This window comes from Pseudomonas sp. HTZ2 (assembly GCF_033173945.1).
In the GTDB taxonomy this organism is placed as follows: domain Bacteria; phylum Pseudomonadota; class Gammaproteobacteria; order Pseudomonadales; family Pseudomonadaceae; genus Aquipseudomonas; species Aquipseudomonas guariconensis.
The window spans coordinates 3,125,948-3,149,694 of sequence record NZ_CP137332.1; the positions used below are offsets into that span (position 1 = coordinate 3,125,948).

Sequence of the window (23,747 nt, forward strand, 5' to 3'; positions counted from 1 at the left end):
ACCATGCACATTCATCATTTGAACTGCGGTTGCATGTGCCCTTGGGGCGGTGCGCTGTTCGACGGCTACAGTCCAGGCCTGACGGCGACCGTGCCGTGCCATTGCCTGTTGGTCGAAACCGAGCGTGACGGGCTGGTACTGGTCGACACGGGTTTTGGCTACAACGATATCCAGCACCCACAGCGCTTGAGCCGCTTCTTTCGGCTGTTCAACAACATCCGCCTCGACCACCGCCTGACAGCCTTGGATCAGATCAGGCGGCTGGGCTTCGATCCGCGGGATGTCAGGCACATCGTGCTGACGCACCTGGATTTCGACCACGCCGGCGGGCTGGAAGACTTCCCTCAGGCCCGGGTACATGTGATGGGCGAGGAAATATCGCATGCCACCCAGGCCGGTGGCTGGATCGGATCACGGCGTTACCGCGCCCGCCAGTGGCAAGCCGTGGCGGATTGGGAGTTCTATCCCGAGCTGGGCGAACAATGGTTCGGCTTCGATGCCGTGCGTGCGCTGATCGATGTCCAGGACGACATTCTGTTGGTACCCCTGGGCGGCCATACCCATGGCCATGCCGGGATCGCATTGCGCACCGGACAGGGCTGGCTGCTGCATGCCGGCGATGCGTATTTCCACCACCTGGAGGTGCACAGCCCCCAACGTCGCTGCCCGCCAGGCATGCGTCTGTATCAGCGCATGATGGACACCGACCACAAATTGCGCCTGGCCAACCAGCGTCGCCTGCGCGACCTGGTCCTGACCCAGGGGCCGGGACTGGAGGTGTTCTGCAGCCATGACCGATGGGAGATGCAGTATGCCTTGACCAACCAGCAGGAAAAGGATGCCCGGTGTCAGCGGGCCTGACCATCGAGCGTTTGGCCTGAACTTCCTCAGGCTGTCCAGCTTCCTCTACTTAAACCACCACCGGCCCAACAGGCGGTTCCGTTTGCATGTTGGCCTTGATCATTCACGGCGATGGCTGCCTGAGAGAGGGTTGATCATGATTGATCCGGCAACGGGAATGAAACCGGGTGAACGCTACCGGGTAAGCGATCCCGACGAGGTCCAGCAGTTTCCGGGATTTTTCCTGGACGGCAAGTATTACCTGGAACCTGAGCTGCTGACGGCCGTCGGCTGGCTGGAAGGTCGGCGGTTCATCTATGACAACCTTACGCCCACAGGCGAGCCGGTGTTCGCGGATCGCTTCGCCGGGACGGTCGAGGACCTGACGCTTCATGTGGTGGAGGGTCCGGCCCTTAAGCTGTCGAGGGTCGATGCCGGCGCTGGCGAAGCGGCTGCGTCGCACACCGAACGACCCAGTCCTACGCCGCACCACCCCTCGGCCCAGCGCCGGCTGCAGGGCCAACTGGTGGTCATCACCGGCGCATCCAGTGGCATCGGTCGGGCCACGGCCAAGGCCTTTGCTTGCCAAGGTGCCCGCCTCGTGCTGGCCGCCCGCGACGAACAGGCGCTGTTCGAGGTGCTGGATGAGTGCACCGAGTGCGGCACCGATGCCTTGGTCGTGGTTACCGACGTCACCCGTAGCGAACAGGTCGAAGCGCTGGCCGTACGGGCGGCGGAGTTCGGCCACGGACGCATCGACATCTGGATCAACAATGCCGGTGTCGGAGCCGTGGGCAGCTTCGACCAGACGCCGCTCCCCGCCCATGAGCAAGTCATCCAGACCGACCTGCTCGGCTACTTGCGTGGCGCTCACGCGGCGCTGCCGTACTTCAAGGCCCAGGGGCGCGGGATATTGATCAACACTTTGTCGGTCGGCAGTTGGGTAGCCCAACCCTATGCAGCGGCCTATTCGGCCAGCAAGTTCGGCTTGCGTGGCCTGACCGAAGCGCTCAGGGGCGAGTTGACGGAATATCCGGATATCCATGTGTGCGATATCTATCCGGCGGTGATGGACACGCCGGGTTTCAGGGACGGCGGCAACTACACAGGCCATGCGCTCAAACCGCCGGGGCCCGTCTACGATCCGGCGTTGGTGGCCAAGGCCATGGTGGCCTGCGCAGTATCGCCCCGTGCTCACACCACTGTGGGCTCAGCGGCGCGGCTCGCGCACCTGGCCAGTCATCTGGTGCCTCGCCTTGCCCAGTTCACCGGCTGGCTGACCCGTCTGGGCATCGAGCGTAGCCCGAAGGCGGCGGTGTCGGACGGCAATCTGTTCCAGCCCCCTGTTGGCACCCGTGGCGTGCAAGGGGGTTGGCGCACCGCTGGACACCCTGCACCTGCGTTGCTGGTCACTGCGGCGGTGCTGATACTGGGGAGCTGCGCGCTGGCCACGCTTCGACGCAAACGGCGCTGAGTGCTCTGGAAGGTGTGGTCCGACGACACCCTTGCAGGACCCGGCACCACCTGTCGCGTCATCGGACCCTCGCCACCAACTTCCAATCCCCGGACCCGGTCTTTGTCCTGCTCGGCTCCGACGAGGGCAGCTACATCTCCGGGTCACGCTATGGTGAGACAGGGGCAAGCCGATGCTGTGAGGCGGCCCCGGGGTTTTGCGCAGCACGCACAAGTTCGTTGCGGCGAGTGGGTATACCGCCTTCCCGACCGCAGCCCTAGGCTTGTCGCTGACCTGTCAACCCATTTGGAGTGTCCACCATGTCAGCGAGCAGCCCTGAGATTGTTGCTTCACCGTCGGCGTCCGCCGTCGTCACGCCTGCCCTGTCCAAGGCGCTGGTTGTGTTTCTGGCGTTCTGTTGCGGCGCCGTCGTTGCCAACCTGTATTACGCCCAGCCGATCGTTGAACTCATCGCGCCCAGCATCGGGCTTTCGCCGCAGCATGCCAGCCTGATCGTGTCGCTGACCCAGTTGGGATATGCCGTCGGCTTGCTGTTGCTGGTGCCGCTGGCAGATCTGATGGAAAACAAACGCCTGGTCATCGGCTTTACCTTGGTAGTGGGGGTGTGCCTGGCGGCGGCAGGTTTTGCCGGTTCGCCTTCGCTGTTTCTGGCCGCCTCGCTGATGATCGGCCTGACTTCCGTCGCCGTGCAGATCCTCGTGCCCCTGGCCGCACACCTGGCGCCAGAAAGCAGCCGGGGTCGCGTCGTGGGCAACATCATGAGTGGCCTGTTGCTCGGCATCTTGCTCGCCCGCCCGGTCTCGAGCCTACTGTCGGAGTACGTTGGCTGGAGGGGCGTGTTCTTCAGTGCCGCCCTGCTGATGGTGGCCATCGCAGCCCTGGTAGCGGTGCTGTTGCCTGAACGGATCCCGAACCATCACACCACCTATGGCCGCTTGATCGGATCGGTGTTCGCATTGGCCAGACGCTATGCAGTGCTGCGCGAGCGCTCGCTGTACCAAGGGCTGCTGTTCGCAAGCTTCAGCTGCTTCTGGACCCTGGCGCCCATCGAGCTGATCCGTCATTACGGCCTCAGCCAGAACGGCGTCGCGCTCTTTGCCTTGGTCGGTGCGGTCGGGGCGGTTGCAGCCCCCATCGCCGGGCGCCTTGCCGATGCAGGTCACGGGCAGGTCAGCACTTTGGCTGCCTTGCTGTTGGCGCCCGCTTCGCTACTGATCGGTGCCATTTCCGGGCTTGGCTACCTGGGCCTGGTAGTGGCAGCTGTCGCCTTGGACTTTGCCGTGCAGTTGAACATGGTCCTGGGGCAACGTGAGGTCTACGCGCTGGACCCTCATAGCCGCGCTCGCCTCAACGCCGTGTTCATGACCAGCATCTTCGTCGGCGGCGCAGTGGGCTCGATGATGGCAAGCCCGCTGTACGAGCGTTTCGGATGGAGTACCGCGCTCTATACCGCTGCCCTGCTCCCGGTCTTGGCATTGCTGGTGTTCGTGGTCAAACACAGGAAAGCTCGTTGAGCCGGCATCGCGCTATCTCGATGACCCTTGACATGGCTATCATCCGTGCAGCCGTTACCTTCGGGCTGGCGCTCCCGGTCCTCTTCGACAAGGTTGTACGTATGGATAAATTTCTGGCATTGAGCATGTTCGTCGAGACGGTACGCTGCGGCGGCTACTCCGCAGCGGCACGGAAGCTCGGCGTGGCCACCTCGTCGGTGGCCCGTCAGGTTGCAGCGTTGGAGGCAGACCTTGGGGCCACGCTCATCACCCGCAGCACGCGGCGAAACAGCCCGACCGACCTGGGCCAGGCCTACTTTGCGAACGCGGTGGCCATCCTCGATGCGTTGACTGCGGCCGACAGCCTGGTGATGGACCGGGGGAGCGAGGCCAAAGGCACGCTCAGGATCAGCGTGCCGGTGGAGTTCGGCCGTCACTTGATTTCACCGCATCTGGGGCGTTTTCTCGACAGCCACCCGGGGTTGGAAGTCACCCTCAACCTCAGCGATGAGCGGGTGGACCTTTTCAAGGAGCGCATCGATTTGTCCGTGCGTTTAGGGTCAACGGTTTCCAGCGATGAAGTCATTTGCACCCCGCTCGGCCATTTCCAGCGTTGGCTGGTGGCAAGCCCTGCCTACCTCGAGCAGCACGCGGCCCCCGCCCATCCCCTCGAGCTACCCCGTCACAGATGCCTGCGCTTCGATTACGGCGGGCCCATGCGCGCCTGGCAGTTCCAGATTGACGACCAGACGGTGCCGGTCCAAGTGCACGGCCAGATGCAGAGCAACAACGCCGACGTTCTCCGCCAGGCTGCCGTCGCCGGTCAAGGCATCGCGCTGCTGGCCGACTGGCTGGTCGCCGAAGACGTGCGGCACGGCCGGCTGATCCGCTTGCTGCCAATGTTCGAAGTCAATCCAACCTCGGTCGACACGAGTATCAACATGGTGTATCTGCCGGCCAATCGCGAGTCCACGCGTATCAAGGCATTTGCTCGGTTCATGAAAACGCTGCTCGACCGTTGACGGGCAACATCATCCTTCGCGGATAAACCCTACGACTTCACCATCGTGATCATCGGTGAATTCCAAGCCATATAGCGCGTCGTTGCAAAAGCGTGACAGAAGTTAACGCACTGGTTGTTATACCCCTACAGTTCGATGATCTAGTCTATTGGGACGCCGTTTGAGGACAGTGCCAGGGACCGTTATGAGACTGTACGAATTCATCGAGGGCAACATGGAGCCGATTCTCCAAGCCTGGGAGGATTTCGCGCGTTCGGTGGAGACGCAGCAGCCAAATCTGGATGCGACCGGTTTGAGGAATCACGCCGAGAAGATCCTGCACACGGTCGCCCAGGACATGCGAACGACTCAGACAGCCCATCAACAGTCTGAAAAAGCGCAAGGAAGGGGGCCGCAAATATCCAGCGAGACAGCGGCCCAGACACATGCGGTGGTACGTCTGATGGCAGGCTTCTCCATGGATCAGATGGTCTCCGAATATCGAGCGCTGCGCTCCAGTGTGCTCTCCCTCTGGCTTAAGCACGAAGCATTCGACCAATACCAGGTCCAAGACATGATTCGGTTCAACGAGGCAATAGACCAAGCCTTGGTAGAGTCGATCGCAGCTTATGGGGTGGCAGTGGAGTCGACACGAAAAAAGGTGCTTGCCGTGTTAGGCCATGACCTGCGGTCACCGTTGGGGGCGGTACACATGGCTGGCGATCTGCTTTTGCGCCAGAAAGGGCTGGATGAAAAAGGCAAGGCACTGGCATCCCAGGTTTGTACAAGCGCTCGCCGCGCTACGGCCATTGTTAATGACCTGCTCGACCTGGCGCGCTGCAATCTGGGTACCGGCATCCCGGTCTATCCAGAGGAGGTCGAACTGAACCCGATATGCCGCACCGTGATCGAGGAGTTGCAAACCGCTTTCCCGGTGGCCGACATCGTCTTTGACGAAGTCGCGCAGGTGACCGGCCCGTTTGATTCGGCCCGTATCGCCCAGGTCTTTTCCAATTTGATAGGCAATGCCATCCGCCACGGCGATATAGCCTGCCCTATCAAGGTCACGGTGGAGAACGACGCTATCGGTCCGCGTGTGACAGTCCATAACTGGGGAGAACCCATTCCTGCTGACGTGATCCCCTACCTCTTCAAGCCGGAGGGGCGTTATTCCAGTTATGCAGCCGGAGAAAAGGGTTCAGCTGCAGGTCTTGGGCTAGGGTTGTTCATCGCGGCGGAAATCGTTGCCAGTCACGGCGGCAGGATTGAAGTCATGTCGAATGAAGAGCAAGGGACGACGTTTGCGGTGTTGCTCAAGGGGTAAGGGTGAAGTCGAAATCGTATCGACAGTTGCTGTCCACCGTTTTCGTCGAAGAAGGAGCGGACGACCTACCTCGTGTAGCTGGCAATCAGCGGCAGCCCTTGGGCAATGGCACTGGCTTCAAGCTTGGCACGCTCGGCGTCGAGAAAGGCATACGCGGCCTGCAAGGTGGAGATCTTCGCTTGAATCTCGGCCATCTTGCCGGCAACCAAGGCTGCGCCTTGGGCGCAATTGATCGAGTTACCGCGCCTGGCCGCCAGGATGTCCCCGATCTCGGCGAGTGAAAATCCCGCCCCCTGGGCACTTTGAATGAATGCCAGGTCACTAACGGTCTGATCGCTGTAGCTGCGGTAGTTGTTGGCCTGTCGATGGGCCACGATCAACCCGAGCTTTTCGTAATAGCGCAATGCGTGGCGGCCGAGTCCACTTCGGCGCTCCAACTCTCCAATGTTCACCTAAAGAAACTCCTTGACTGTAGAGCACGCTCTACACCTTAGCCTGCACCCATCATCCAAACAAGGAATCAGGCATGAGCGTGGAATGCTTCGTCACGGGCGGGAGCGGATTTATAGGCCAACACCTACTGGCCCGTCTTACTGCGACAGGGCACAAGACCTGGGTGCTCATGCGCAATCCTGGAAACATCGAACGGCTCAGAGAACAGGTAAGCCGGCTGGGCGGTGACCCTGCACATGTCCACGCGGTTGAAGGCGACATCAGCACAGAGGGGCTTGGTCTGAGCGAGGCGGACCAGGCGTGCGTGTCTTCGGCTTCGGTGGTTTTCCACCTTGCGGCGGATTTTTCCTGGGGGCTGACGATGGAGCACGCCCGCGCCGTCAATGTGCAAGGGGCGCTCAGAGTCGCCAGGCTTGCGGCGAGCCAGGACATCCGCTTGCTCATGGTAGGTGGCTTCATGCTGCAAAACCTGGCCCACCTTGCCAGGATCGGCGTCGATAACGAGCGCCCTGAAAACACAGATTGGCCTGCAGTCTACGCCCGTGCTGGGGGCTACGAAGGCAGCAAGATCGAGTCCCATTTCGCAGTCATGCGTTACATGCACGATGCCGGTGCGGATTACACCGTTGTCCATCCTGCTACGGTGTGTGGCCACAGCGAGACTGGGCACATCCCGCAAGGACAACCTCTGGCCGAGCTCATTCGAAACCTGGCACAAGGCCGGTTCAAAGCGATTCCCGGCTCTGCCAGGCACTGGTTGCCATTGGTCAGCGTCGATTACCTGGTGAAGATGATGACCTGCGTGGCGCTCGACCCTTCGATGGCCAACCGGCAGGTCCTGGCGCTCTGCGCGCACACACCGAACCTGCAAGGGATGCTCGAGCAGATCGCAGGAACGCTGCAGGTCAAGGCACCCCGCTACCATGTACCGATAGGTTTGCTCAGGTGGATTTTGACGATTCCGGGCCTGGCGGCCCGACTGGCGGTCAGCGCCGAATCATTGGACTTCATTCAGACCCAGCGCTTCGACATGCGTCAAAGCGAGCTTCTGGAGCACAAGTATCAATTCACACACCCCGACATGGCGCGCACGCTGGAAAATACGGTGCGCTACGTCAAAGGCGACTTGGCCCACTGAGGCAACCCGGTTGAGCGGACTCGAACAATACCTGTGACAGCGGGCCCGCTCCAGACGCAACGAGCTGATCCGGCTGGGCAAAAAAGCGCCACAGCCGTCCGGCGTGTAGTTCGTCTTCGAGAAAGTCCGACACAGCGCGAGCCGGCGCACCGAAGTGCGCCGGCTCGCGTCGCTGCATTACCAGAGCGCGATGTCGTAGGTCAGGTAGATCCGGTTGCTGTCACGACCGCGGGAGAAATCAGAGCGGTAGACATAGTTGCGCAGCTTCACGCCCAACCCTTTGACCGGACCGGACTGCACCACGTAGGCAAGTTCCACATCACGTTCCCATTCGTTGAGTTCAGCGTCAGCGGAGCGACCGTTGTCCCCGCTCAAGTAGCGCGCCATGAAGGTGAGCCCAGGGACACCGGCCGCTGCAAAGTTGTAGGCATAGCTTGCCATCCAGGTTTTCTCTTCCTCCTCGATGAACTTACCGATGCCGACGTTGCTGAACGAGTAGACCGTCGCGCCGCTGATGTACGGCAGCCCAGCATCGCCATCAAGCACTTGGTAGCCGGCGCCGACGGTGTGCCCCGAGTGGGTATACGACACCTGCCCACTGAACATGTCGTTGTCGATCTTGCCACCGTAAGCGGCTCCGCTGTCACGACTCTTGAAGTAACGCACGTCGGTGGTGAACACCCCGCCGGCCAATGGCAAGTCGTGTACCAGCCCCATATAGTCCTGGCGGTAAAAGTGTTCGAGCTGGCCATGGAAATAACTCAAACGCAGCTGTTTGCTCACGGCATAGTCCGCGCCGGCAAAACTGAAATCGCCAGACTCGCTACCGCCGTAGCCATCCAGAAATAGGCCAGTGCTGTCGGAGGAATCACGCTGCTTGAAGCGATCCAGGTGGCCGGCGGTCAGGGTCAGCCCTTCGACATCGGTACTGATCAGCTGTGTGCCTTGGTAGGTCTGAGGCAGCAGCCGCGCATCGTTGTAGACCAACACCGGCGTCTTGGGCAGCAAAGTGCCGTGCTTGACCACGGTCTGCCCCACGCGCGCCTTGGCCGTCACCCCGGCGCTGGAGAATTCGTCTGCGGCGCGGCCATCGTCGTGGACCGGCAGCAAGCCGGTACCGCTGCGCCCACGGCCCGAATCGAGCCGGACACCGACCAAGCCAAGGGCATCGAGGCCCACACCCAGCGGGCCTTGAGTAAACCCTGATTGGTAATCGAGCAGGAAACCTTGCGCCCATTCCACCCGCTCACTCTTGGCGTTCGCGGCAGTGCGGGGGCTCATGCCCTGTTCGTCACGGAAGTTTTCGTTGAAATAGACATTGCGCAGTTGCAGCTTGAGCTTGCCGTCATCGATGAATCCGGCAGCGCCGGCCACAGGCAGCCAGCCGCAGAGCAGGCCACAGGTGGCCCCACGGAAAACAGCTCGGGACATGTTCGGTACTCTAGTTGTTGTTCTTGGATAGAGGTGGGCGCCAGGAGCGCCCCATGCAGATCAGACGAAGAAGGACAGCGCCCCCGTGAGCAACGCCAGTGCCGTGATCACCAGCGAGGTGAGTACCGCCCATTTGACGGTGGCTTTCTGGAAGTCGCCGATATCGCGATCGACCATGCCCACCAGCAGCAAGGTCGAAGCTACCAGCGGGCTCATCAGGTGCACCGGCTGGCCTAGCACCGAGGCGCGTGCAATTTCGACCGGGTCGATGCCGTAGGCGGCAGCCGCGTTGGCCAGGATCGGCACCACGCCAAAGTAGTAGGCATCGTTGGACAGCACGAAGGTCAGCGGCATGCTGGTCAGCGCCACCACCAGCGGGAACCAGTGGCTCCAGGCCTCGGGAATCCAGTCGACCAGGGTCTGCGCCAGGGCATCGACCATCTTGGTGCCGGAGAAGATCCCCGCGAAGATGCCGGCGGCGAACACCAGCAGCACCACGGTCATGGCATTGCCCGAATGGGCGAGGATGCGCTCCTTCTGCAACTCCAACTGCGGGTAGTTGATCATCAGCGCCGCGACGAAACCGATCATGAACAGCAGCGCGGAGTGCATCACACCCATCACCAAGGCCGTCATGACGGCAATCACCAGCACCAGATTCACGTACGCCAGCCGTGGGCGCTTGTGCGGGTTGTCGCCAAGGATTTCCTTGATGTAGCAATTGCCCCCGCCGGACTCCAGGGCGATGTTGCCGATGCGTCGACGCTCGGCACGGCCCAGCAGGTAGGCGGTGAACACCACCCAGGCCGCCCCCCCGATCACGGTCGGCAGCATCGGAATGAAGTACTCGGTCGCATCCAGCCCGAGCGCGGCGATAGCCCGGGTGGCCGGCCCGCCCCAGGGGCTCATGCCGCTCATGATGCTCAGCGACAGCATGGACACCGTGGCCAGGATCATCGGGTTCATGCCAATGCGCTTGTACAGCGGCAGCATGGCCGCACAGGTGATCATGTAGGTGGTGGTGCCGTCACCGTCCAGTGCCACCAGCAGCGACAGAAGCGCCGTACCGATGGCGATCTTGATCGGGTCGCCATTGACGCGCTTGAGAATCTTGCGGATCAGCGGGTCGAACAGGCCAGCATCGATCATCAGGCCGAAGAACAGGATGGCGAACAGCAACAGTGCCGCCGAGGGCGCCACCATCTTCAAGCCATCGAGCATCATCTTGCCCAGCTCGGGGGCAAAACCACCGATCACCGCGAAGACGATGGGTACCACGGTGAGCGCAACGATCGGCGACAGGCGTTTACTCATGATCAGGTAGGTGAAGGTCACCACCATGATCAGGCCCAGGAGTGCGAGCATGGTCTTTTCTCTTGTTTTTATTGTGTTGCGGCCATCGGCAAGGCAGACGGCCCCCTACCCCACTCGGCATCGCCGGGATGTCGAGTGGGATTTTACGTCAACGATGGGAGGTGGAAGAGGCTTTCAGCCGTGATGCCGAGGCTCGGCAGACCAGTCGGCCTGCGCAGTCTGCGTCTCGGCCGGTGCAGCCGGGGTGCCGTTCAGACGACGCAGCAAGGTTTCCCGTTCACAGGCGTTCTCCGACAGCGAGATGATCACGGTGGCCACGGCGTTGCTGGCCAGGCTGGTCAGGGCCCGCGCTTCGGACATGAAACGATCGATGCCGATCAGCAAGGCCAGCCCTGCCAACGGGATGTCGTGGATGACGGTCAAGGTCGAGGCCAGCGCCACGAAACCACTGCCGGTCACACCTGCAGCGCCCTTGGACGACAACAGCATGATCGCCAGCATCGTCACCGTCTGCCCGAGGCTCAGGTCGATGTTGCAGGCCTGGGCGATGAACACCGCCGCCAGCGACAGGTAGATGGCGGTGCCGTCGAGGTTGAAGGAATAGCCGGTCGGCAGCACCAGCCCCACCACACCTTTCTTGCACCCCAGCTTCTCGAGTTTTTCCAGCATGCGCGGCAGCACCGGCTCGGTGGACGATGTGCCGAGCACCACCAGAAACTCCTCGCGGAAGTAACGCAGCAGCTTCCACAGGCTGAAGCCGTGCGCGCGGCAGATGCCACCGAGCACCACCAGCACGAAGAATGCGCAGGCGATGTAGAGCGTGCCGACCAGCTTGGCCAATGCGCCCAAGGAGGTCACCCCGTACTGCCCAACCGTGAAGGCCAGCGCCCCGAAGGCACCGACCGGGGCGAAGCGCATCAGGTAGCCGAAGATGCGAAACACCATGGTCGAGGCCGACTCCAGCACATCGAGTACCGGCTTGCCCTTCTCGCCCATGGACGACAGGGCAAAACCGCTGAGCACCGCGATGAACAGCACCGGCAGCACTTCACCCTTGTTGAACGCCCCGATGAAGGTGTCCGGAATGATGTGCATGAAGAAATCGACCACGCTGAGCTTCGCCGCAGAGGCGGCGTACTGGCCAAGGCCCTCGGTGCTGAGGGTGGCCGGATCGATGTTCATCCCCACACCCGGGCGGAACAGGTACACCGCAGCCAGGCCGATGATCAGGCTGACGATCGTCAGCCCCAGGAACAACAGCAAGGTCTTGCTCATCAACCGACCCAGCGAGCGCTTGTCGGTCATGCCGGCGATGCCGGTCACGATGGTGCAGAAAACGACCGGGGCGATCATCATCTTGATCAGTTTGATGAACGCGTCGCCCAGTGGTTTGAGCGCAACGGCCTGTTGCGCCCAGAAGTGACCGACCACCACGCCCAGCAGGACGGCGCAGAGGATCTGGAAATACAGTGATTTCGCGAGTTTCATGAGGCATCACCCATTGTTGAAATTGTGCGGATGTGCGGGTTGCGATGTGATGCAAGCAGCTGCCTACCCCGCCAGCCTGCGCAAGGTTGGGGCGTAGACGAAGCCTGAAAACAGCCGGCGGGCAGTTCTAACCACAGAGGCCTGGAGTGTCTTGCCATCGGCGCCGCTGCGCGAAAGCGCGACGTCGATGCCACCGCTCGGGTGCTCCAGGCGCACTTCATCCAGGTGCTGTGCTTGTTCGCCAAGCATGTCCATGATCACGGTGCCCGGGCTGACGCAGGCAGTCGCCAGCCCGATCGCACCGGTGATGGCCAAGGCGCGATGGCAGTTGTGAGGCATGAAGTAGCGCACTTGCAGCGTGCCGTCATGGCGGGGCGGAGAAACCAGTACGGGCTTGGGGATCACCATGCCGCTGACATCGCCCAGCCCCATGGCCTTGCCGGCCTTCAGGCGCAAGGCCTCCAGACGTTGCAGCAGGCGGGTGTCGGCATCCAGCTGTGCGGGGGTCTCGGAGCCGGTCACGCCCAGCTGGCTGGCCTCGACGATCATCATCGGCATGGCCATGTCGATGCAGGTCACCGGCACGCCGTCGATCACATCCTGGGCTTGGCCGGTGGGGAACAGCTTGCCAGTCTTGCTGCCCACCGCGTCGAGGAAGGTCAGGTGCACCGGGGCGGCAGTGCCAGGTACGCCGTCGATTGCCGTGCGGCCTTCGTAACGCACGATGCCACCGGGCGTTTCCACCAGCGAATTGACGAAGGTGTTGGTGTTCAAGTTACGGATGCGTACCAAGGTCTTGCCATCCTGGGCCTTGACCAGTCCTTGCTCAATGGCGAACGGGCCAACGGCGCAGAGCATATTGCCGCAGTTGGGTGCGGTATCGACCCGGCGCTGGGCGACCATGACCTGCACGAACAGGTAATCGACATCGGCGTCGGCATGCAGCGAGGGGCTGACGATCGCCACCTTGCTGGTCTGCGGGCTACCGCCGCCGATTCCGTCGATTTCCAGCTCATGCCCGGAACCCATCAGGTTGATCAGCAATTCGTCGCGTTCGACCACATTGGCAGGAAGATCCCATGCATGGAAAAAGGGCCCCTTGGAGGTGCCGCCGCGCATGAGTACGCAAGGAATTCGTTGCATGATTTCGCACTCTTGTTGATCAATGGACATCATTGATGTTGTGGACACAAGATTGACAGGGATGGATAAATCAATCCAATGCAAATATCGTAGCCATTATTGCGATTGATGAATCAATCCAGAGCCAGGGCCAAAGAGCGATCCGAGATGGAATACGAGCTGCAAGACATACGATCTTTCGTGAAAATCGCCGAACTTGGCAGTTTCCATGAAGCAGCGGAAGCGCTGCACCTGTCCCAACCCGCCCTGAGTCGGCGGATAAAAAAGCTCGAGGAAGGATTGGGCACCTCCCTGCTGGAGCGCACGACCCGCCGAGTCAGCTTGACCAGTGTCGGGCGGGACTTTCTGCCCAAAGCCAGGCGCCTGCTGGATGACTTCGAGGATTCGATCCTGAGCATTCGCGAACTCGCCGAACGACAGACCGGCCAGGTCACCCTCGCCTGCATCCCGACTGCGGCGTTTTATTTCCTGCCGTCGGTGATCCGCGACTACAACGAGCAGTACCCCAAGATCCGCATCCGCCTGCTCGACCTCAGCGCCAACGACGGGCTCGAGGCCGTGCTGCGCGGCGAGGCCGACTTCGGCATCAACATGATGAGCGGCCAGCACCCGGACATCGAATTCGTCTCCCTGGTGCAGGAGCATTTTGTCCTGGCCTGCCGTCGGGACCACAAGCTGGCGAACCGCGACGCGGTGACCTGGACGGAACTGGCCGACTACCGACTGATCGGCGTGGGCCGGCTGAGCGGCAACCGGATGCTGCTGGACCATGCCCTGTCCGGGCTCAACCTGCGGCCCAAGTGGTTCTATGAGGTCCAGCACCTGTCCACCTCGCTGGGCATGGTCGAGGCCGGGCTGGGTGTTTCGGCCATGCCCAGCCTGGCCATGCCCAGCGCCGATCATCCGACGCTGGTCAGCGTGCCGCTGATCGAACCCCAGGTGACCCGCACCCTGGGGCTGGTCTACCGACGCGGGGCATCGCTGTCGCCGGCGGCGGAGAAGTTCGTGTCGATCCTGTTGGACAAATGGCCCAACCGGTGAGCGAGACGCGCAAAACGGTGCAGATGAGAAACCGGCTGCATCCATGGCTCACTCCCCTCCCAGACCCAGGTCATTGGGGCGGCGCTTTTCGATCGCGAACTTGAGCAGTGCCGCGCTTCGGAACAGGCCATGGGCGAACTTGCCGTAAGGCAGCGTGATGAACAGCGCCATGACCGTGCCCAAATGGATCGCCAGCAGGATCGCCATCGCGGCGGTGTCGCGCAGGCCCAGCAGGGCAAGGCCCGTGACGCTGACCAGCAAGAGCAGCAGGATGAACGCCCGGTCCATGGGCCGCTGGGCCACATCGCCCTGCTCCGGCGCCCGGCGCAGGTTCAGCGCCAGTAACCCGGCTGGCCCGACGACCAAGCCAAGCCCACCCAAGGTCCCCAGCAACACCGGTGCGCTCAGCAGCGGATACGGCGCCGGGTAGCCCCACAGGTAGTGGTAGCCGGTGGCGACCGCTGTGGCAGCGAAGCACAACAGGAAGCCGTAGAAGGTGAAGTGATGGAAGCGCCGGCGCCAGAGGGTGTAGCGATCATCGGCGTTGTTGCAGCCCTGGCCATGCCCACCGTCCAGATACTTCAGGGTCAGCGCCGCGCTCGAGGCCTCGAGCACCGCTCCCTTGGCCGGTTGCGCCTGGGCCTGGGCAGGCGAGACCGAGCGCCAGAAACGACGCACCGCCACCGCCAGCGCCACACCTGCGGCGGCAAAGACACTGCCGAACATCAACGCCAAGGTGTTGTGCGGGAAGACCGCATAGAAATTCCCCGCCAACCGCCCGGGCAACAGCGTGCCGTTGGCCCACAATGCCAGCAGCAAAAACAGCGACAAGGCCACTGCCAAGGCACTGGCGACATAGGTGCCGTTGTGCCGATACAGCCGCCCGAAGAGGCTCGGCCAGGCGTATTCGGCGTAGGTCTGCCCGCGCACCTTGGCCATGGCTTGGGGCACGTTGACGGCGAATTCGTGGGGCTGGGCATACTGACAGGCGTGCAGGCAAGCGCCGCAGTTGTGGCACAGGTTGGCCAGGTAATGGATATCGGCCTTGCCGAACTCCAGCCTGCGGGTCATGGCCGGGAACACGGCGCAGAAGCCCTCGCAGTATCGGCAGGCATTGCAGATCCGCATCTGCCGGTCCACTTCCTGCTCCTCAAGGTTCAACACCGGGATCAGGGCGAGGGCTGGCTGCTCGGCATCAGGTTGGCGGGGTTCAGGCAGTTGTGCGGTCATGGCGATTCTCTTGTTCTGGATATACATGGCCGGCAGCCGCCGCGGCGCTGGTCCCGGCGATGCGGCCGAAGGCAGTGCCGATGGACATGCCGACACCCGCGGTGTAGCCCTTGCCGAGCACATTGCCCGCCATCATTTCGCCAGCGACGAACAGGTTCGGGCTGGGCTGTCCAGCGAAATGGACCGCGGCGGTTTCGTCGGTGCGCAGCCCCAAGTAGGTGAAAGTGACGCCAGGACGCAGCGGGTAGCCGTAGTAAGGAGGGGTATCGATCGGTCGTGCCCAGTGGCTCTTCACAGGCTCCAGGCCCAGGGTGTGGCAGTCGTCCAACCGGGTGTGGTCGAAGGTGCCCGCCTGGCAGGCTCGGTTGTAGGCCCGCACGGTGTCGACGAAGGGCTGCACGGGCAAGCCGAGCAGGCCGGCCAGGGCTTCCAGGCTATCGGCGGTAGCCCCCGGGAAGACCGGGGGCATGAAGCGGCCAAGGGCTTTCTGGTCGATGATCGAGAAGCCCACTTGCCCGGGCTGTTGGGCCACCAGCCGTCCCCAGATGGCATAACGCTTGGGCCAGAAGTCTTCGCCTTCATCATAGAAACGCTGGCCGTCGCGATTGACCACCACGCCCAGCGATACACAATCGATGCGCGTACAGATGCCGCCGTCGTACAGCGGCGCACGGGCATCGATCGCCACCATGTGCGCCTGTGTCGGGTCGCCGATCGTGTCGGCGCCGTGTTCGATCATGCGGCGCAACAGCACCCCATCGTTGAAACGCGTACCGCGAATCAGGAAATTGTCCGAAGGCCACTCCCCTCGTTCGTTCTGTCCCCAGACCTCGCGCAACCACTGGCGGTTGGACTCGAAACCTCCGGCGGCGAGCACACAACTGCGCGCCTCGATGCGTTCGGCGGGCAAGTGTCGGCCTTGGACTTCACGCGCCGGCACGTGCGCGGCAACGAAGCGTCCGTTGTGCAGTTCGATGTCGGCGACGGGGGTGTCGTAGCGAATCTGTACGCCCAGATGCTCGGCACTGCGAAAGTACGCATTGACCAGCGCCTTGCCACCGCCCATGAAGAACGCGTTGGTTCGAGCGGTATGCAGCGCACCGGATAACGACGGCTGGAAGTGCACACCATGGCGGCGCATCCAGTCGCGGCAATTGGAGGACGCGCGAATCACCAAACGCGCGAGCGTTTCGTCGGTCTGGCCACCGGTGACCTTGAGCAGGTCCTGCCAGAACTCTTCTTCCGGGTAAGACTCGACCAGCACGTCCTGCGGCTCATCATGCATGCAGCGCAGGTTGCGGGTATGTTGGGAATTGCCGCCCCGCCAGGCACGTGGGGCCGCTTCGAGCAGCATCACGCTGGCTCCGGCCTCCCGCGCCATCAGCGCGGCACAGAGGGCGGCATTGCCCCCTCCGATGACAAGCACATCGATCATTTCGCCTCCAGATCACGAGGAGCCGACTGTTCGGGTGCTCCTCGTGACCGGGGACTCTAATGAGCGGGCATGGACGGCGAAACGCGATCGCCGAGGGGAGGCATTCAGTTTTGCTAAACGGTCCTGGGCGGCAATGGCGTGCCCAGGCTCAAAGTAACCGGGCGCCCGGCCATCGCCCCTGCTCCACCAGCTCCCGTGCGAGCTCCTGCAGAACGATCCGGGTCGCCAACGCCGCTGGCGAAAGTTCGTCATCGGTGAGGCTGACGATCACGTTGCGCCGCTGCGCCTGAGCCTCATCGATGGCGAACACTCGCAAGCCCGCCTGGTGCGCCCGGGCCACCGTCGCGCCGGGCTGGATGGTGGCGGCATGACCTGCACAGACACAATCCATCAACAGCGACAGGCCATCGATTTCCATGACGATGTTGGCCTCCAGCCCGGCCCCCTCGAAGATCGAACGCAGTGTCGTGCGCAGGCCATGCTGTGTGCTGGGCATCACCAATGCAAGCGTCGCGATCTGTTCCAGCGTGAGGGACTCGCCCCAATCGGCCTTGACCAACGGGGCGGGAACCAGAACGAACAGCCGCTCGTTCAGAAGCGGCCGGACATCCAGGCGTGGCCCCGACTCCGCTTGGAACAGTACTGCCAAGTCGAGGTGTCTGGCATTGAGTTGGTTCATCAGGTAGCCAGAGAGCATTTCCACCAGATGCAGACGGATATCGGGATAGCGTTCGCGCATCCTGTCGATCAAGGCCAGACCGAGAATCGAGGCGGTGGTCGGCGCCAGCCCCACGCTGGCATAGCCACTCATGCGCCCGCTTTGCGCGGCAAGAACGGCATGCTCGGCCTGGCGAAGCGCCAGGCGTGCATGGTACTCGAAGGCCAGGCCCGCCGCCGTCGGCGAGACGCCCGTGCTCGAACGTGTCAAAAGCCGGGTACTCACCTCGCTCTCCAGCTTCGACAGTTGCTGGCTCAAGGCGGAGGCGCCGACCCCGAGCTCGATTGCAGCCCTGCCCAGGCTGCCGTACTCCAGGACACTCAGGAAATAGCGAAGCTGACGTAACTCCATACAGGTCTCTTTCAACGAAGGGGCCGATCCGCAACCATGTTAAAGGCATTTGGATCGGTTGCGCTTGATCGCTGCGGGAGCGGGCTCACCTGCGACTGAGGCTTCGCTCCTTGACCCGTACGCAAAAGTCATTGTCCCGCCCGCTGCTTTTTCTCCCCCCTGCACCCGCCCAGAATCCGTCCCTGACATCACTTCCCGATCAGGAGAATCCGGATGAACTACTTCAAGCCCCTGCTTCTGGCCGCCGCCCTGGCCACCACCGCCCAGGCCACCCTGGCAGCCGACTGGCAGGATTCGCCTAATGGCAAGCAGGACGAAATCGGCGCCGCCAACCTGCTGACCCCCGAGGTGGTCAAACAGGCCGTGGGTCTGGTCAAGACCGGCAAGACTTACCCCTTGGCCGTGCCTGTGAGCAAGGACCTGCCCGCCTTCCGCCATCGCAGCTTCCACCTCTACAACATCCAGCCCGGCGAACAGGCCGGCCAGACGCTGGGCAAGAACAAGTTCAGCTTCAACGATGAACTGGTCAACGGCTGGACCGGCGTCGGCACCCAGCTCAACGGCATCGGCCATATCGGTATCGACAACGTCTACTACAACGGCAACAAGGCAGCGGACTTCGTCACCGTCGAGGGCGTCACCAAGCTCGGCGTGGAGAAAGTACCGCCCATGGTGACCCGCGGCGTGGTGCTGGACATGACCGCCTACTACGGCAAGGCCATCGTGCCGGGTGGCACATCGTTCACCGTGAACGACATCAAGGCTGTGCTGAAGAAACAAGGCATCACCCTGCGCAAGGGCGATGTGGTGCTGTTCAACACCGGCTGGCTGGAGCTGATCGGCAAGGACAACCAGCAGTTCCTCGCTACCGAGCCCGGCATCGACCTGCCAGCAGCCCAGTGGCTCGCCGACCAGGGCATCGTCGCCTTTGGCGGTGACACCTGGGCCTCGGAGGTCTACCCCAACCCCACAGGCGAAGAGTTTCCGGTCAACCAGTTCATGCTGGCCAAGCGCGGTATCTACAACCTGGAGCTGATCGACACCCGCGCCTTGGTGCGCGACAAGGCCTTCGAGTTCCTCTTCGTGCTGGGCCAGCCGCTGTACAAGGGCTCGACCCAGGTCAACATCAATCCGGTGGCCATCCACTGATCGCCGCCCAGGCGATCGTTGATTTCAAATCAAAAGTCCTTGGCGCAGTCGTGACTTAATCGGCCTGCCGGCCGTTGCCATACTGCGCCTCACCTTCACACACTTCGCCCCCAGGAGCCTTTGCAATGAAACCCGGACACGTCCTGTTCGCCCTGGCCATCGGGGCCTTTGGTATCGGTACCACCGAATTCACCCCCATGGGCCTGCTGCCGGTGATCGCCGAAGGCATCGATGTCAGCATCCCCAGCGCCGGCATGCTGGTGACCGCCTACGCCGTCGGCGTGATGGTCGGCGCACCGATCATGACCTTGCTGTTCAGCCGCTTTGGCAAGCGCGGCGCACTGATCGCGCTGATGGCCATCTTCACCGTGGGCAACCTGCTGTCGGCCCTGGCGCCGGGCTACGGCACGCTGCTCGCCTCGCGCCTGGTCACCAGCCTCAACCACGGCGCCTTCTTCGGCCTGGGTGCGGTGGTGGCCGCCAGCGTCGTGCCTCGCGACAAGCAGGCCAGCGCCATCGCCACCATGTTCATGGGTCTGACCATCGCCAATATCGGCGGCGTCCCCGCCGCCACCTGGATCGGCCAGCAGGTCGGCTGGCGTCTAGCCTTCGCCGGCACTGCGCTGCTTGGCATCCTGGCCATGACCGCCCTGTGGTGGGCCCTGCCCAAGGGCGAGCGCGGCAGCGTGCCCGATGTGCGTCGGGAGCTCGCAGTGATCGCCCGGCCGAACGTGCTGCTGGCCATGGCCACCACGGTGCTCGGTGCTGGCGCGATGTTCACCCTGTACACCTACGTCGCCCCGGTGCTGGCGGACCTCACTGGCGCTTCGGACCGCTTCGTCACCCTGGGCCTGGTGCTGATCGGTGTGGGCTTCACCCTGGGCAACAGCCTCGGCGGTCGCCTGGCCGACTGGTCGCTGGACGGCTCGGCACGTCTCTTCCTCGGCGTACTGGCGCTGATCATGGTGCTGATGCCGTTCGTGCTGGGTTCCCACGTCGGCGCGGCGCTGGCCTTGCTGGTCTGGGGCATATTCACCTTCGCCGTGGTACCGCCGCTGCAAATGCGCGTGATGATCGCCGCCAGCGAGGCTCCGGGCCTGGCCTCGTCGATCAACGTGGGCGCCTTCAACCTCGGCAATGCGGTGGGGGCAGCGCTGGGTGGCGCGGTCATCAGCCTGGACCTGGGCTACGCCGCGGTACCGGTCGCCGGCGGCATGCTGGCGGCAGGCGGCCTGCTGCTGGTCTGGCTGGGCGGACGCGGCAAGGTTACCGCCAGGGCCGTGGGCGAGACCGTGTAGTTCCCCCACCTGAGGAGGCTAGCCAAGGCAGAGCTGTCCGCGTAAAACTTTGGGCAGTTCCCTTGGAGGTCTCATGCAAGATCTACGTCAGTTGCGCTACTTCGTCGCTGTCGCCGAATGCGAGAACGTTGGACGCGCGGCCGAGCAGCTACACATTTCACAATCCCCCCTTAGCCGGCAGATCGCCCAGCTCGAAGACAACCTGGGCCTTGCCCTGTTCGAGCGGCGCAATCAGCGCCTGTACCTGACCGCCGACGGCCGCACCTTCCTGTCCGAAGCCCGCGGCCTGCTCAAGCACGCCGAACGCCTGGAGTCGCTGGGCAAGCGACTGGGCCGGGGCGAGGAAGGCGGCTTGTGCATCGGCTACGTCAACCACGCCATCCATGCCGGCGTGCTGCCCGGCGCGGTGCGGGCCATCCGCAGCGAACGTCCGAACATCCATATCGCCCTGTACAACATGACCCCGCGCGAGCAGTTCGAAGGCCTGCGCCAGCGCAGCCTGGACATCGCCTTGGTCTGCGAGCCCCCGCCCAGCACCGACCCCGACCTGCGTGGCCACCCCGTGCTGGACGACCCTCTGCTGCTGGCCATCCCCGCCGGGCACCCCTTGGCCATCAAGGTCGAACTCACGCCCGCCGACCTGCATGAGCAGGAATGGATCATCACCGGCGGCCAGCCTGACCAGATCAACAAACGCGACGATTTCATCGCCCGCTGCGCCGACGCAGGCTTCACCCCGCGCCTGTCGCTGGAGGCCAACGACCCGCTGAGCGTGCTCGGGCTGGTGTCCGCCGGGCTGGGCCTGGCGATGGTCCAGAGCAGCCTGTCCGCCAGCGCAGGCTCCACCGTCGTGCTGCGCAAGCTGCCGTGGTTCAGCCCCTGCGTGCAGTTGTGGGCAGCCTGGCACCAGGTAGACCTGCGGCCAATCGTGGGCGTGTTCCGCGAGCGGGTGCTGGCGCTGGCAGAAGAGACCGCATAGGTCTTAACTCAGTCGAATTAAGTCTTTTACAGTCTTACCAGACCGCCCTAGCATGGCTCCCATCGATGCAACTCATCCACAGGAGCCATTCCATGAACATCGACCTTGGCGGACGTACCGCCATCATCAGCGGCTCGACCGGCGGTATTGGTCTGGCCATCGCCCGCGGCCTGGCCCGCGCCCACGCCGACGTAGTCATCGCCGGCCGTAGCCAGAAGTCGGTCGACGCCGCCCTGGCCGAGCTGCACGCCCAAGGTGGCCGCGGCAAGGTCCACGGCGTGGTGGCCGACCTGGGCACCGCCGAAGGCGCCCAGACGCTGTTCGACGCCCACCCGAGCGCCGACATCCTGGTCAACAACTTGGGCATCTACGATGACGTCGACTTCTTCGATGTCCCCGACAGCGAGTGGAGCCGCTTCTACGACACCAACGTGCTGTCCGGCGTGCGCCTGGCTCGCCACTACGCACCGGGCATGGTCGACAAAGGCTGGGGGTGGATCCTGTTCATCTCCTCCGAATCCGGCATTGCCATCCCGGCCGACATGATCAACTACGGCGTGACCAAGGCCGCCAACCTCGCCGTCTCCCACGGCCTGGCCAAGCGCCTGGCCGGCACGGGCGTCACCGTCAACGCGGTATTGCCTGGCCCGACGCTCACCGACGGCGTTGCCACCTTGGTGGCTGAAGCAGCCAAGGTGTCCGGCCGCAGCATTCGCGAAGAGGCGGACAACTTCGTGCGCACCGCTCGCCCGAGCTCGATCATTCAACGCGCCGCCGAAGTGGACGAAGTCGCCCACCTGGTGGTGTACCTCGCATCCCCCTACTCCTCCGCCACCACCGGTGCGGCCCTGCGGGTCGACGGCGGTGTGGTCGACAGCCTCGCTATCTGAATTCAACTGGAGAATCCCATCATGGCCAACGCCTACGCATCCTTGAAAACCCAACACAGCCCTGATCACGTCTGGGCCCTGATCGGCGGCTTCGACAGCCTGCCCGACTGGCTGCCATTCATCCCTGAAAGCCTCTCCAGCGAAGGCGGCCGCGTACGCTCGCTGAAAGATCCGGAGGGCAATGCCATCATCGAGCGTCTGATGGCCTTCGATGAACACCAGCGCAGCTACAGCTACTCGATCCTCACCAGCCCGTTCCCGGTAACCGACTACCTGTCGACCCTGCGGGTCAAGGCCGACGGCCAGGGCAGCCTGGTGGAATGGCTCGGCGAGTTCACCCCGGTTGGCGTGAGCGACGAGGAAGCCATCGCCCTGTTCACCGGCATCTACGAAGGTGGCCTGCAAGCCCTGGCCAAGACCCTGGGCTGAGATGAACACAAGGGGCCGCCACGCAGCGGCCCCTCGTCATTGTTGACCGCAGGTCAACAGGCCTTTGCGCCAACACTGCTGTTTCCCCTCGCAACACCTCGCTACCCTCCCCCTTCTTCCCCCAAGAGGACTCCCCATGTCCACCACGCATCGAGCCTGGGGCTGGACCCCGGGCGCCGGCCTGGACGGCCTTGAGCTCATCGACAAACCCCTCCCCAAACCCGGCCCCGGTCAAGTATTGGTGGCCAACCGTGCCATCGCCCTGAACCCGGTGGACTGGAAGATCTGCGAATGGGGCCATGCCGATTGGCGCCAGGGCACCGTGCCCGGCGTCGACGGTGCCGGCCTCGTTGCCGCCGTCGGCGAAGGTGTCGACCTGCCCTTGGGCACCCGTGTCGCCTATCACCAGTCGCTGTCCCGTGATGGCAGCTTTGCCCAGTACTGCCTGCTCGACGCAACGCTGGTGATGCACATCCCCGCTAACCTCGACGATGCCGCTGCAGCCGCCATCCCCTGCCCGGCGCTCACTGCCTGGCAGGCCTTGGCCAAAGTCGCCGACGGCGCCTCACGTGATGTACTGGTGGTGGGCGCGGGTGGTGCGGTGGGCTTCTACCTTGTTCAGCTCGCCGTGCAGCGCGGTCTGCGCGTATGGGCCACCGCTGGCGAGAAACACCATGACCGCCTCAGGCAACTGGGCGTGATAGGTGTATTCGACTACCGCGCCGAGGACTGGCAGGCACACCTGCAAACCGCCCTGGGCGAACGCCCGCTGCATGCACTGTTCGATACCGTCAGCGGCGCGCATGCGGCGAGCCTGGCCTGCCTGCTTGGCTACAACGGCCATCTGGTATGCATCCAGGACCGCCAGGAAACCGCGCCGCTGCCTGCCTTCAGCACAGCGATCTCGTTGCATGAAGTCGCGCTCAACAGCATCCACGCCCACGGTCGACTGCTCGATCGCCAGGCGTTGAAGGTCGAAGGGGAGCATTTGCTGCAAATGGTCGCCGAGGGCCGACTGGTAATGCCACAGCGCCTGGACTTTGCCTTTGATGCGCTACCGAGGGCGTTGCGCCAACTCAAGGAAGGCCATGCATCGGGCAAGTGGGTGACGCGGCTGGGGTGATCCAG

At 63.2% G+C, this 23,747-nt stretch carries 21 protein-coding genes; 13 read left to right on the plus strand and 8 right to left on the minus strand.

Features of this window, described 5'->3' with window-relative positions; genetic code table 11:
- The first annotated feature begins 3 nt into the window (after window positions 1-3).
- The 5 genes from R6G97_RS14475 (at window position 4) to R6G97_RS14495 (ending at window position 6,132) form a co-directional block, all read left to right on the plus strand.
- Window positions 4-861, plus strand: a complete 858-nt coding sequence (locus R6G97_RS14475) for an MBL fold metallo-hydrolase (RefSeq protein ID WP_043207057.1) — start codon at window positions 4-6, stop codon at window positions 859-861.
- Window positions 862-997: 136 nt separating this feature from the next.
- Window positions 998-2,314: an SDR family oxidoreductase gene (locus R6G97_RS14480; RefSeq protein WP_197853033.1), complete on the plus strand. Its 1,317-nt coding sequence runs from the start codon at window positions 998-1,000 to the stop codon at window positions 2,312-2,314.
- Between the two features lie 299 nt (window positions 2,315-2,613).
- Complete coding sequence (locus tag R6G97_RS14485; RefSeq protein WP_317847141.1) at window positions 2,614-3,828, plus strand: MFS transporter; 1,215 nt, start codon at window positions 2,614-2,616, stop codon at window positions 3,826-3,828.
- Between the two features lie 101 nt (window positions 3,829-3,929).
- A complete protein-coding gene (locus R6G97_RS14490) occupies window positions 3,930-4,829 on the plus strand; it encodes a LysR family transcriptional regulator (protein WP_317848156.1) in 900 nt (299 codons plus the stop codon).
- Window positions 4,830-5,013: 184 nt separating this feature from the next.
- Window positions 5,014-6,132, plus strand: coding sequence for a sensor histidine kinase (locus tag R6G97_RS14495; RefSeq protein WP_090344721.1), 1,119 nt, complete (start codon window positions 5,014-5,016; stop codon window positions 6,130-6,132).
- A 65-nt stretch (window positions 6,133-6,197) separates the two neighbouring features.
- Here the strand turns inward: R6G97_RS14495 and R6G97_RS14500 are convergent, their stop codons facing one another.
- Window positions 6,198-6,584 carry a MerR family transcriptional regulator gene (locus R6G97_RS14500; protein ID WP_090344719.1) on the minus strand — a complete coding sequence of 129 codons (387 nt, stop codon included), beginning with the start codon at window positions 6,582-6,584 and terminating at the stop codon, window positions 6,198-6,200.
- Between the two features lie 74 nt (window positions 6,585-6,658).
- On the opposite strand from R6G97_RS14500, the gene R6G97_RS14505 reads away from it, so the two are divergent.
- Window positions 6,659-7,723 carry an SDR family oxidoreductase gene (locus tag R6G97_RS14505; RefSeq protein WP_090344717.1) on the plus strand — a complete coding sequence of 355 codons (1,065 nt, stop codon included), beginning with the start codon at window positions 6,659-6,661 and terminating at the stop codon, window positions 7,721-7,723.
- A gap of 177 nt (window positions 7,724-7,900) precedes the next feature.
- Here R6G97_RS14505 and R6G97_RS14510 read toward each other — a convergent pair whose 3' ends face one another.
- From R6G97_RS14510 to R6G97_RS14525, 4 genes are all read right to left on the minus strand, one after another.
- The gene (locus tag R6G97_RS14510) at window positions 7,901-9,154 is read right to left on the minus strand and encodes an OprD family porin (RefSeq protein ID WP_317847142.1); all 1,254 of its coding nucleotides are present in this window, start codon (window positions 9,152-9,154) and stop codon (window positions 7,901-7,903) included.
- A 60-nt stretch (window positions 9,155-9,214) separates the two neighbouring features.
- Complete coding sequence (locus R6G97_RS14515) at window positions 9,215-10,519, minus strand: CitMHS family transporter (RefSeq protein WP_043215617.1); 1,305 nt, start codon at window positions 10,517-10,519, stop codon at window positions 9,215-9,217.
- A 123-nt stretch (window positions 10,520-10,642) separates the two neighbouring features.
- Entirely contained in the window at window positions 10,643-11,956 is a 1,314-nt protein-coding gene (locus R6G97_RS14520) for a dicarboxylate/amino acid:cation symporter (RefSeq protein WP_317847143.1), read from the minus strand.
- Between the two features lie 63 nt (window positions 11,957-12,019).
- Window positions 12,020-13,099, minus strand: coding sequence for a 4-oxalomesaconate tautomerase (locus R6G97_RS14525; RefSeq protein WP_102081509.1), 1,080 nt, complete (start codon window positions 13,097-13,099; stop codon window positions 12,020-12,022).
- A gap of 147 nt (window positions 13,100-13,246) precedes the next feature.
- Here R6G97_RS14525 and R6G97_RS14530 point away from each other — a divergent pair, with 147 nt between their 5' ends.
- Window positions 13,247-14,140, plus strand: a complete 894-nt coding sequence (locus tag R6G97_RS14530; protein ID WP_043215830.1) for a LysR family transcriptional regulator — start codon at window positions 13,247-13,249, stop codon at window positions 14,138-14,140.
- 48 nt (window positions 14,141-14,188) lie between these two features.
- Here R6G97_RS14530 and tcuB read toward each other — a convergent pair whose 3' ends face one another.
- From tcuB to R6G97_RS14545, 3 genes are all read right to left on the minus strand, one after another.
- Window positions 14,189-15,370 carry a tricarballylate utilization 4Fe-4S protein TcuB gene (gene tcuB / locus R6G97_RS14535; protein WP_232092081.1) on the minus strand — a complete coding sequence of 394 codons (1,182 nt, stop codon included), beginning with the start codon at window positions 15,368-15,370 and terminating at the stop codon, window positions 14,189-14,191.
- On the minus strand, window positions 15,351-16,805 hold the full coding sequence (tcuA, locus tag R6G97_RS14540; protein WP_090344706.1) for an FAD-dependent tricarballylate dehydrogenase TcuA: 1,455 nt from the start codon (window positions 16,803-16,805) through the stop codon (window positions 15,351-15,353). Before tcuA ends, tcuB begins: the two co-directional genes overlap by 20 nt.
- Window positions 16,806-16,953: 148 nt before the next feature.
- Complete coding sequence (locus tag R6G97_RS14545) at window positions 16,954-17,874, minus strand: LysR family transcriptional regulator (RefSeq protein ID WP_043215834.1); 921 nt, start codon at window positions 17,872-17,874, stop codon at window positions 16,954-16,956.
- A 213-nt stretch (window positions 17,875-18,087) separates the two neighbouring features.
- On the opposite strand from R6G97_RS14545, the gene R6G97_RS14550 reads away from it, so the two are divergent.
- The 6 genes from R6G97_RS14550 (at window position 18,088) to R6G97_RS14575 (ending at window position 23,742) form a co-directional block, all read left to right on the plus strand.
- A complete protein-coding gene (locus tag R6G97_RS14550; protein ID WP_317847144.1) occupies window positions 18,088-19,023 on the plus strand; it encodes a cyclase family protein in 936 nt (311 codons plus the stop codon).
- Window positions 19,024-19,148: 125 nt separating this feature from the next.
- Window positions 19,149-20,321: an MFS transporter gene (locus R6G97_RS14555; RefSeq protein ID WP_317847145.1), complete on the plus strand. Its 1,173-nt coding sequence runs from the start codon at window positions 19,149-19,151 to the stop codon at window positions 20,319-20,321.
- A 73-nt stretch (window positions 20,322-20,394) separates the two neighbouring features.
- Window positions 20,395-21,300 carry a LysR family transcriptional regulator gene (locus tag R6G97_RS14560; RefSeq protein ID WP_317847146.1) on the plus strand — a complete coding sequence of 302 codons (906 nt, stop codon included), beginning with the start codon at window positions 20,395-20,397 and terminating at the stop codon, window positions 21,298-21,300.
- A 92-nt stretch (window positions 21,301-21,392) separates the two neighbouring features.
- A complete protein-coding gene (locus R6G97_RS14565) occupies window positions 21,393-22,190 on the plus strand; it encodes an SDR family NAD(P)-dependent oxidoreductase (RefSeq protein ID WP_317847147.1) in 798 nt (265 codons plus the stop codon).
- Window positions 22,191-22,211: 21 nt separating this feature from the next.
- The gene (locus R6G97_RS14570; RefSeq protein ID WP_043208925.1) at window positions 22,212-22,619 is read left to right on the plus strand and encodes an SRPBCC family protein; all 408 of its coding nucleotides are present in this window, start codon (window positions 22,212-22,214) and stop codon (window positions 22,617-22,619) included.
- 136 nt (window positions 22,620-22,755) lie between these two features.
- Window positions 22,756-23,742, plus strand: a complete 987-nt coding sequence (locus tag R6G97_RS14575; protein WP_102081502.1) for a zinc-binding dehydrogenase — start codon at window positions 22,756-22,758, stop codon at window positions 23,740-23,742.
- Window positions 23,743-23,747 lie beyond the last annotated feature (5 nt).